The 10,905-nt window shown below is 31.6% G+C and carries 12 protein-coding genes; all 12 read left to right on the top strand.

The annotated features are described in order from the left end of the window. Positions 1-177: 177 nt before the first annotated feature. Complete coding sequence (locus Q0891_RS17005; RefSeq protein WP_299103543.1) at positions 178-690, top strand: hypothetical protein; 513 nt, start codon at positions 178-180, stop codon at positions 688-690. Between the two features lie 155 nt (positions 691-845). Next, positions 846-1,472 carry a hypothetical protein gene (locus Q0891_RS17000; protein WP_299103542.1) on the top strand — a complete coding sequence of 209 codons (627 nt, stop codon included), beginning with the start codon at positions 846-848 and terminating at the stop codon, positions 1,470-1,472. Between the two features lie 314 nt (positions 1,473-1,786). Continuing rightward, complete coding sequence (locus tag Q0891_RS16995) at positions 1,787-3,634, top strand: N-6 DNA methylase (protein WP_299103541.1); 1,848 nt, start codon at positions 1,787-1,789, stop codon at positions 3,632-3,634. A gap of 1 nt (position 3,635) precedes the next feature. Beyond that, a complete protein-coding gene (locus tag Q0891_RS16990) occupies positions 3,636-4,118 on the top strand; it encodes a restriction endonuclease subunit S (protein ID WP_299103540.1) in 483 nt (160 codons plus the stop codon). Between the two features lie 384 nt (positions 4,119-4,502). Beyond that, complete coding sequence (locus Q0891_RS16985; RefSeq protein ID WP_299103539.1) at positions 4,503-4,862, top strand: DUF6794 domain-containing protein; 360 nt, start codon at positions 4,503-4,505, stop codon at positions 4,860-4,862. A 285-nt stretch (positions 4,863-5,147) separates the two neighbouring features. After that, complete coding sequence (locus Q0891_RS16980; RefSeq protein ID WP_299103538.1) at positions 5,148-5,609, top strand: mobile mystery protein A; 462 nt, start codon at positions 5,148-5,150, stop codon at positions 5,607-5,609. Continuing rightward, complete coding sequence (locus tag Q0891_RS16975; protein WP_299103537.1) at positions 5,600-6,196, top strand: mobile mystery protein B; 597 nt, start codon at positions 5,600-5,602, stop codon at positions 6,194-6,196. Before Q0891_RS16980 ends, Q0891_RS16975 begins: the two co-directional genes overlap by 10 nt. A 138-nt stretch (positions 6,197-6,334) precedes the next feature. Continuing rightward, positions 6,335-6,844: a hypothetical protein gene (locus tag Q0891_RS16970; protein ID WP_299103536.1), complete on the top strand. Its 510-nt coding sequence runs from the start codon at positions 6,335-6,337 to the stop codon at positions 6,842-6,844. 159 nt (positions 6,845-7,003) lie between these two features. Further along, entirely contained in the window at positions 7,004-7,597 is a 594-nt protein-coding gene (locus Q0891_RS16965; protein ID WP_299103535.1) for a hypothetical protein, read from the top strand. Between the two features lie 300 nt (positions 7,598-7,897). Next, complete coding sequence (locus Q0891_RS16960; protein ID WP_299103534.1) at positions 7,898-8,701, top strand: S9 family peptidase; 804 nt, start codon at positions 7,898-7,900, stop codon at positions 8,699-8,701. 178 nt (positions 8,702-8,879) lie between these two features. After that, positions 8,880-9,476, top strand: a complete 597-nt coding sequence (locus Q0891_RS16955; protein ID WP_299103533.1) for a hypothetical protein — start codon at positions 8,880-8,882, stop codon at positions 9,474-9,476. 332 nt (positions 9,477-9,808) lie between these two features. Next, positions 9,809-10,468 carry a hypothetical protein gene (locus Q0891_RS16950; protein ID WP_299103531.1) on the top strand — a complete coding sequence of 220 codons (660 nt, stop codon included), beginning with the start codon at positions 9,809-9,811 and terminating at the stop codon, positions 10,466-10,468. Positions 10,469-10,905 lie beyond the last annotated feature (437 nt).

Genomic DNA, 10,905 nt, shown 5'->3' with positions numbered 1-10,905 from the left:
TCGGAATTTTCTCTGGTTCGTAAAAGTTTGCTAAATTAGTTGCTTAACCGCGCAACTAACCATACACAAACACGTTGTGGTGCATTTAAGAAAAACATTGTGAATTTAAACAAAATCCTTTTTTTACCGATTTTATTTCTGCTGATTAGTTGTAATCAAAAGCAGAAACAAATAGATATGTGGAATGAAAGAATTGCGGAATTTGAGGAAAATAAAAACTCGGAATCGGAATTAAAAACACAGGATTCGAAAAAAATTGTAGCGGAATTTTCTGAACATTACGCACCAAATCGTTCGGAAAAGTTAGACTCAATTCCAATTGGAATTATTAAAGCATTTAAGGAGTTACGGACTATTGACAAGGATGTTCACGAAAAGTACGTTACGCTGATTTTCACCAAACTTTACGCTGAACATTTACAATGTTGCCATCAATCTTACATTATTGAAAATTTCCCGAGAAAAGCGTCTGAATATGATTTTGACAAGTTAACTATGGTTAATGAATTTGCATTTATGTCTGGTTATTTAGACAAAAGCAATCTACCTGAAATTTGGACTTCTGGAATTATTGAGAAATGGTTGTCTGAAAATCAAAGATTATTGAAATACGAACCAATAGGAAAATATAATCAACAAATAAAAACCATTTCCAAAAAGATTGCGAATGGCGATTATTGGGACAATTAAGAATAAAAAACGACACCACAACACCGTGTATAATTAATTGCTATGGCAAGTGCTTATTTGGAAAATTCCTTCGGAATTTTCACGGGTTCGTAAAAGTTTGCTAATTTAGTTGCTTAACCGCGCAACTAACCATACACAAACACGTTACCCACCATTTGAAAAAAACATCATACATAGAATTTGAATTACCGAAAAGCAAGCAAAAAACTCAAGCAGAAGGAATTGTAAAACGGAATTTTAAAAAAGCGTTAATCGGAATTTTTGGCGCAATAATTCCAAAAGCAAATCCTGATTTTGAGAATAAATTTGACCTTGTAGAAAAATGGATTATTGAGTTAGATAATGAAACTGGAATTCCAGAACGTGAAATCGGAATGGATAAAAAAGGGCGAATAATTGTGAAAATGCCATTCAAAAAAAATTATGGTTTTTGGACTGATAGCAATTTAGTATTTAGCGATTTTAAAGGTCAATTTAGCACTTCAAAAATTACTAGAGATACTTTTGAAAATTATTGGAGTTTATTCGAAAAAACAGAAGACTTTGAAACTGAATTAACTGAATTTAAAACTCAAGTGACTGGAGCTGGTGGTGGACGCATATACTTATTAGCAAAAGTTGATTATAAAGGACAAAATCGAGATATAATTGTATATTTTACAAACAAATCTGACAAGCGGAAAGTAAAGGAATTGAGTAAAGTCAAAGTTAGAGGAAAAATAGTTGATGAAGGAATTGAACAATCATTATCATTATTAGAATCGGAATTACTAAACGGATAAAAACGGTGGGTAACACTGTATATAATTTATTGCTTGGTTCTAGCCTACTTACGAAAATCCTCGCGGATTTTCTATTCGGTTTTTATTTGTTAACTTAGTTGCTTAACCACGCAACAAACCATATACAAACACGTTGTAAGTAATGCGGAAATCGAACTAAAATCGAACATTTGAACTAAAAAAGCCAACGCTCAAATAGCACATTTGGTTTTTTTTCCGACACATAAGCCAACACTAAAAAACCAAAAGAGCTATTTTTTTGCCAACGCTCAAAATAAAGCTAAATTTGAGAAATTAAAAACACCAACCAAAGAGTGAGTAAAAACGAAAGAATAACTGAAAATTTAGTTAGAGATATATTAAGAAATTTAAAATACTACGAGCAAGAAGAAACTGTTGTAGAAGAACAAAAAAGTCAAATTGAAGAAGTAAAAAAACTTCTAAAAGGAGCAAGTAAAACTGGAAAAGGCGGAACTGGAGCACCTGAATTTATTATTTCCACATCTGATACACCTGACTTTATAGTAGTTTTTGAATGTAAAGCAGATACAAAAAAACATCAAAGCCCAAAATTAGACAAACCTGTTGATTTCGCTGTTGATGGAGTTTTACATTATGCAAAAAAACTTGCCAAATCTTATAATGTTATTGCGGTTGCAGTAAGTGGCCAGACAAAATCAAGTTTGAAAATCTCAAATTGGATTATTCCTAAAGGAAATACATCTGCAAAACTATTGCTAAATAAATCTGGAAAAAAGATATCCTCAATAATCTCATTAGATGATTACATTGAACACGGAACTTTCGATCCAGATGTTGCAAAAAGAAGACATAGCGATTTAATGGCTTTTTCTCGTGAACTACACGAGTTTATGCGTGATCACGCAAAATTAACAGAAAGCGAAAAACCATTATTAGTAAGTGGAACATTAATTGCTCTTAAAAATAAAGCATTCACAAAAAGTTTTGATGAATATACACCTTCAGAACTTCAAAAAGAATGGATGCGTGTAATAAAAAGCGAATTTAAAAAAGCAGATATTCCACATTCTAAAGAATATAGTATGACACAGCCTTATTCTTCGATTGCTGTCCATCCTGAATTAGGCAAGCCAACAAAGAAGTATCCAAGAAGTGTTCTTTTTGAACTTATCAAAATGCTTAATGAAAAAGTTTGGCCATTCATTAGTGTATATCACGATTTCGATGTTGTAGGTCAATTCTATGGAGAATTTTTAAAATATACTGGTGGAGATAAAAAAGCCTTAGGAATAGTTTTAACACCTCGTCATATTACGGATTTGTTCTCACACATCGCCAACGTAACACCAAAATCAAAAGTACTTGATATTTGCGCTGGAACTGGTGGTTTTCTTATTTCTGCAATGCATAATATGCTTAAAAAATCCGTCACAAAGGAAGAGGAAGATAATATTAAAGCCAATGGTCTAATTGGGATAGAACAACAACCAAATATGTATGCTCTTGGTGCAAGTAATATGATTCTACGAGGAGATGGGAAAGCAAATTTACACCAAGGAAGTTGTTTTGACGAAGGAATCATTGAGGCTATAAAAAAACATAACTGTGACGTTGGAATGTTAAATCCACCATTTGCTCAAGGAGATGAAGATTTACACGAGCTTGTTTTTATTAAGCAAATGTTAGATTGTTTAGTAAAAGGAGGTATAGGTATTGCTATAGTGCCAATGTCTTGTGCAATTACACCACATACATTACGTGAAGAAATATTAAAACATCACACTTTAGATGCTGTAATGTCAATGCCTGATGATTTATTTTACCCAGTTGGTGTTGTAACTTGTATTATGGTTTTTAAGGCCAAAATACCTCACTCAGAAACAAATTTAAAAACTTGGTTTGGTTATTGGAAAAATGACGAATTTATTAAAACAAAAATTTATGGACGTATTGACCAAAATGAAAAATGGAATGAAGTGAAATCTCATTGGATAGAAAGTTATAGAAACAAAGAAAATATAGCTGGCTTTTGTCGTAAACAAAAAGTCACACATAATGAAGAATGGTGTGCAGAATCATATATGGAAACAGATTATAATAATATCACAAAAAAGGATTTCGATATTGCACTCAGAAAGTTCTTAGTATACAATTTAATAAACTCAGCAGAAGAAAAATAATATGGTTGAAGTTCAAAAAATATTTGACGTAGTGTATGGAGTTAATTTAGAATTAAACAAACTCGAAATAGACCCTAAAGGAATAAACTTTGTTTCTAGAACTGCGAAAAACAATGGTGTTTCAGCAAAAGTCAAAAAATACAAAAGTCTTGAACCAACTTCTGGAGGTGTAATTACTGTTGCTGGTGGTGGTTCTGTAATGGAAAGTTTTTTACAAAAAGAACCTTTTTATAGTGGAAGAGATTTATATTATTTAAAACCAAAAATTGAATTAAGCGACCAAGAAATGCTTTATTACTGCATTTGTTTAAGAGCAAATAAATATAGATTCAATTATGGTAGGCAAGCAAATCGAACATTAAAATATTTATTAATACCTGAAAAATCGGAAATCCCTGAATGGGTTTTAAATTATGATATTGATAAAATGCTAACAGAAATTTTAGGAATAAAAGAAGTTATTGAAAACGGAGGAACTTATTAAATTACCAAAGCTAAATGCCATACACTTTTGCAATTCGCACCAGCCAACGCTAAAAGCCGAAAATTGCAAAAGAGTATGTCTTGCCAACGCTCACATTTGAACTAAATAAGAAACATCGGAAAACAAACTGAATGAAAAAAGCACTACTTACAACACCGTGTATAATTAATTGCTTGGTTTTAGCCAATTTACGAAAGTCCTCGCGGACTTTCTATCTGTGTTTTATTTACTAACTTTAGTGCTTAAAATACGCAACTAATCATACACAACAACGTTGTAGCACATATGAGAAAAACACTATTCATCATTTTTACTGCTTTTTTGATTTCTAACTGTGCTCAAAAAAAATGTGAATTATATACAGAGAATTATATTCCCAAAAACTTGAACGAATCTGTTGAATTTCTTGAATGCGAATGGGCTGATAATTTGAAAAATGAATTTAAACTCAAACCTGAAAAAGAAGCTGTTTCCGAATTACATCACAGTTATGGTCAGTATTTACGAAATCAATGGAAACTTTGGAATGGAAATAACGAATTAAGCCTTTCTTTCCAAGAAATTGGAATTACACATCCTGATGATATTTCAAGTATAATTCTTACTTCTTTTCATAGAAAATTAAACAACAAAAATATTGAAATTGAAAAGCAGGCTCAATTTTACAAAGACTATTGGAAAAAAAGTGAATCGCTCGAATCTTTAGATGATTCTGAACCAGTTCCAGACGAGTTGGATTTTTAAAAATACGTGCCACAACAACGTGTATAATTAATTGCTTTGGCAAGTGCTTATTTGGAAAATTCCTTCGGAATTTTCTCGCGTTCGTTTTTGTTTACTAAATTAGTTGCTGAAACACGCAACTAACCATACACAAACACGTTGGCATTAATTTAACAGAACAACTCAAAGTAAACTTAATTGTTTACTTTTTTTATTTTTTGTAAACACATATGATTACTTTTCTATATATTTGTAAATTCATATGTTTACAATTATATTATTTTGTAAACTTAAAGAGTTACAAATATGAGAAATAAGCAAAAACTTTTAATTGAGCAATTGGACCAAAAACTTCAACCATTCTCTGAAACCAGAAAGGTCCTGGTCCCAGAACGTGGATGGATAAATACAATTCGGACATCACTTAATATGACAATGGCACAACTTGGTGCCAAATTAAATATAACGAGACAAGGAGTAAAAAGAATAGAGGAAAGTGAAGCTAATGGTACGATAACGCTTAATTCTTTAAAAGATGTAGCCAATGCAATTGACTTGAAATTAGTATATGCACTGGTTCCAATAAATGGGACCATAAACGATTTAATTCAAATAAAAGCAGAAAAGCTGGCCCGAAAAATAGTTTTAAGAACTAACCAAAATATGAAATTAGAGGACCAAGGAATTGGAGATGAAAAGATAGCCAAAACCATAAAGGAGCTTGCTAACGAAATAAAACGAGAGATGAAAAAATCATTATGGGATTAGAGTTCGATTATAAAGATGGACAAACACCTTTAGACGAAGAAGAAAAGGAAGGTCTTAAAATAAAGTCTATCACTACTCAAGGAGAACTAGATGAATTTGAGCAATTGAACATTGAAAAAGCAGTTGAATGGACTATTCATTCAAAATTCAAACTAGAAAAAATTTTAACTGAAAAGTTTGTGAAAGACTTACACAAAAAAATGTATAGTGATGTATGGAAATGGGCAGGAGAATTTAGAAAGACTGAAAAGAACATTGGAATTCCGTGGACACAAATTGGAATTGAATTAAAAAATTTATTAGACGACACTAAATATTGGATAGATAACAACACTTTTCCACCTGAAGAAATAGCTATAAGATTTAAACATCGCATAGTATCCATTCATTGCTTTCCAAATGGAAATGGAAGACACTCAAGGATGATGGCTGATATAATTATGGAATCAATATTTGGCAATGAAATATTTTCTTGGCATCAATCAAATATGGTTAAAGCTAACGAAACAAGAAATCAATATATAAAAGCTTTAAGAGAAGCTGATAAAGGAAATTTCAAACAGTTAATTGAATTTGCAAAAAACTAATGCCAACACCGTGTATAATTCATTGCTGGTTATAGCCTACTTACGAAAGTCCTCGCGGACTTTCTATCTGTGATTTATTTGCTAACTTTTGTGCTTAAACACGCAACGAAATCATACACAAACACGTTGCCCACAATTATGAAAAAGAGCAGTTTAATAATTTTTACCGTAGTTTTTTACCTCATTAGTTGTGGAACAAAACCACTATCGGAAAAGTTTGTAGAAATTGAAAAAACTGACTTAATGTATGGCGGAATGATAAAATCCGCAAATCCATTCCAAATTGAAGGCGACAATGGGAAAAGATATATTCGAGAAAAAGGTGGTGTTGGCGGAATAAACCTAAAAACGCCTGAATTAGAAAAACTATATGGTGCGGAACAAATGGTAACCGACAGCACAAAAGCCAAACTGATAATCGATTTTCCTTTAGATAGAATAATAGGTTACGAAATTGAAAATGAAAATGGATTTAAAAGGAAAGACTTGGTGTTGGAATTGAGCAAAGCCTATTCTGCGATTTACGCTGATAAAGAAAAATACGGAATCTGTTGTGACGAACTTGCAGATTTGGAATTAAAAATGGTAGTGGTTTATGAAGTTAATGGAGGAATTTATTTAGAATCGAAAGTGGAGTCGAAAAAATAACTGTGGACAACAACGTGTATAATTAATTGCTTTGGCAAGTGCTTATTTGGAAAATTCCTTCGGAATTTTATCGCGTTCGTTTTTGTTTACTAAATTAGTGGCTTAACCACGCAACTAACCATACACAAAACCGTTGTAAGTAATGCGAAAAACCGACATATGAAAATAATATTTATAGTAATTGGAATTATAATTCTGTTCATTCTATACAGATATTTTGCATTCAAAAAAGAAAGTGCTAAAGCTCATAAGTTGAGATTTGAAAGAATCAAACCACTTTTAGAAAAATTAGAAAACGGAGAAGAAATAAAAAAAGAAGAAGTTCTGGAATATGCGAAAGATAATAAGACTCGAGAACTGACTTACCAAATACTATCTGAAAATAATAAAATGGAACTGTTCCCTAAAGAATATTTGACCATTGAAAGTGGTGCAGAAAGTAAATTGGTTAACTGGCTTGAATTCCCGACTGAATTAGACAAAGCACCTGATGACATAAAACATCTTGAAAAAGTAAAAATAGATTTTGACGGGAATAATGTATTTTATCACGTATTCAAGTATATGACAAATAAACCACATTGGGCTGCAGAAAATGGATGGATGTTAGGTGTGGTTGGACCATATTTTGACGATAGTAAACCTTATGATTTTCCAGCTGCGACATTTAGCAGGTGTAGTAGTAAAGTTGGAGAAATTGAACCGAAAGATGAAGTTAAATGGGTTCACGAAAATATTGCGATGAAAAGATAATAAAAGCACTACTTACAACACCGTATATAATTTATTGCTAGTTCTAGCCTACTTACGAAAATCCTCGCGGATTTTCTATTCGGTTTGTATTTGCTAAATTAGTTACTTAAACACGCAACAAACCATATACAAAACCGTTGTGGGCAATGCGACCAAAAATCCCGTTGAAGAATAATTGACAAAAACTATTTAATGAAATTTATAAATCGCCTTTTATTATTAACTCTATTTGTAACTTTAACTAGTTGCAAGAAATCAGTTGAACCAAAAAACACGACACCTACTAAAGAAAAAACTGAATTGATTGATTCTATAAAAACAGAAAATATAACTTTCGAGAGTGAGGGAGTTAAATTGGCAGGTACAATTTATAGTCCTAATCATCCGCATTCAGCAGTTGTCATCGTTCACGGCTCTGACCAAGTACCTCGAATGACGAAGTTCGCTGAATTGTTAGCTAAAAATGATATTTTGGTATTGACATATGATAAACGTGGTGTTGGAAAGTCTGGCGGAGTTTATGCTGGACCGGAAGTAGGAACGAATAATATTAGTATTGAAAATCTAAATCTATTAGCAAAAGATGCAAGTTCCGCTATTAATATAATTCATAATAAAGAAAAAGATTTACCTATTGGACTTATAGGTGCGAGTCAAGCAGGATGGATAATTCCAATTGTAGCAAATGAAAACCCATTGGTAGAGTTTATGGTTTTATTAAGTTGCCCTACGATAACTACTCTTGAACAATTAAGATTTCAGTTTTATACAAATGGGAGAACAGATTTTTGGGATAATCATACAGAAAAAGACGCACGTGAACACATTAAAAACGACCCTGATAAATATCAATTTGAAGCTACTGACCCAAAAGAGAGTTTGAGAACTCTTTCAATTCCTGGTCTTTGGATTTTTGGAGAACAAGACATTCAGATTCCTGTGAAAATGTGTATTGAACATCTAAACGCTCTAAAATTAGAAAACAAACCTTTCGAATATGTTTTATTTCCGTCATTAGGTCACAACACTAATAGAACTGAACCAATAAACATTGCGATTAATTGGATAAAACAAAAGTCATTGAACATTAGAAATAGTAAGTGAAAAACAGAATAGCAAAGCACTGCCCACAACAAAGTAAATAATTTATTGCTGGCTTCTTGCCTATTTACGAAAGTCCTCGCGGACTTTCTTGGTCGGTAATTATTTACTAAATTAGTTGCTTGAAACACGCAACAAACCATATACAACAACGTTGTGCGCAAGCTGAAAACCGAACTAAATGAAAAACTATTTCTTTCTGATTTTAACATTAATTACTGTTTTAAGTTGTAAAGACAAAGGAAATGTCAATAGCAGAACAAAAGTTCTTAAAACAGAATCCGTTATTGAAACTAAAGTCATTGAAAAACAAATTGAACGGACTGAAAAAGTAAAAACTGAATCACTTAAATCTGAAAATAAAAAGGTTGGAGATTGGACACATCCAGAGTTTTTTGAATTTAACAATTACAAAGAATATCGTGTTACAGATACAATAAGTCTTGACCTAAATGGAAACGGAATATTGGAACGAATATACTTTGACAAAAAAGATTGCCCGAAATTAATAATTGAAGAAAAAGGACAAGATTTAATTTCAATTGGTTGTGGAAAAGAAGAATATAACGGATTTCCAAATGCTATTGGTTGGGTTAATTTATGGTGTGTTGTTTCTGATAAGGAAACTTTTGAGGTTGTCGTGAAAGATGGAGAATTAGTTGGCGACAAAATTGTGAAATTGGAGAGACCAAGTATATACGTTGGAAAAGAAGAAGCAGGTGGAGGAATAATAACATATAGAAATGGAGAACTGTATTGGGTTCATCAATCTGATTAAAAAAAGCCTGCGCACAACACCGCGTATAGTTAATTGCTAGAGTATGGTAATCTCTAATCGGAAAATTCTCCGAATTTCCCTCAGACTCGTCCCCTTTTGCTATCTTTAGTCGCTAAGCAACTAACCATACACAAACACGTTACCTGCAAGCTTAATAAAATGACAGCAAGAGCGAATAAAAAGCCAGTAGTTGTATAATTTCATGTTCTTTGCGTACTCGAAAACTCTACGCATTAATAAAAAATAAAATTAGAACTCTAATTCTTCCATAGAAATTTATTTTCAAATATTTGATAATTTTATATCTTTATCTAAACCAATCAAATCCTTTAATGAAAAACTTAAAAATTAAAATCTTTGTTTATTTTACTTTTATTATTTCACTTCTGAATTGTTCAGGTATTGCCACAGAACGGCTCTTACTCAATGATGTTAATAGTGATTCTTCAAATATTTCTGAAAAATATTGGTTAGTTTATGCCATTGATGACAAAGGTAATGAAAAATCAGGAATGACTTTTAAGTTTAATAGTGCTGGTGTATTTAATAAAAGTAAAATATGGGTAGGCGAAATGGAAGGGCCAAATTTTAATGAAAAAGTATATATTAGGCTAAAAGAATCTAAAGTAAAAAATAAATTTATTGTTCAAGCCACAATGTGGAATGAAAAAGGAAAAAGTGAAACAGGGCTTGGAATTTTGATTATTAAGTCTTCTAAAGAATATCATCTTTATATGCCTTCAAAAAGCGGTTATGATCTAGCTAAAAATAGTGCCAAATTAAAAAAAATGGAAAATTACTATTCGGTTGAAACAGGACAAGATGGTCTCATAAAATTTAAAAGTCAAGCTGTTGAATTATATTCTAAGGATATTATAGAGTTTTTAGAATCTATGAATTTAAATATAGATTTAAAGCTTTCAGCTATTTTTAGAGCAAGTGACGAAAAGAACTATAAATCTACATTAGAAAAAATAAAAAAATCTAATTAACATTCTGATTGGAGCTAACAAAAATCGACTTAAATAATTGGACATTATAGTGGTAAAAATACAATCGCTATTTCATTTCATATTTTTGAAAATTTAGAACTATTAACTATAGAAAAGTGTAAATCTATTACTGTTTTAAAATGAACGCAATAACTAAAAACAGAGGAAATAAAAACACTTATTTCAAAATAATTGCATAAGCATTGAAAGCAGCCAGCAGGTAACAACGTGTATAATTAATTGCTTTGGTCGTTGCTTATTTGGAAAATTCCTTCGGAATTTTCTCGCGTTCGGTTTTGTTTACTAAATTAGTTGCTGAAACACGCAACTAACCATACACAAAACCGTTGGCAATAATTATGACCCGTCCTGAATAAAGGCTACATTATTTTAAACATTATGTACAAAAATGACAAAGTAATCAGACGGTATTCAGA

This window comes from uncultured Winogradskyella sp. (assembly GCF_947498005.1).
Lineage (GTDB): Bacteria > Bacteroidota > Bacteroidia > Flavobacteriales > Flavobacteriaceae > Winogradskyella.
This window is presented reverse-complemented; position numbering and strand designations above follow the sequence as displayed.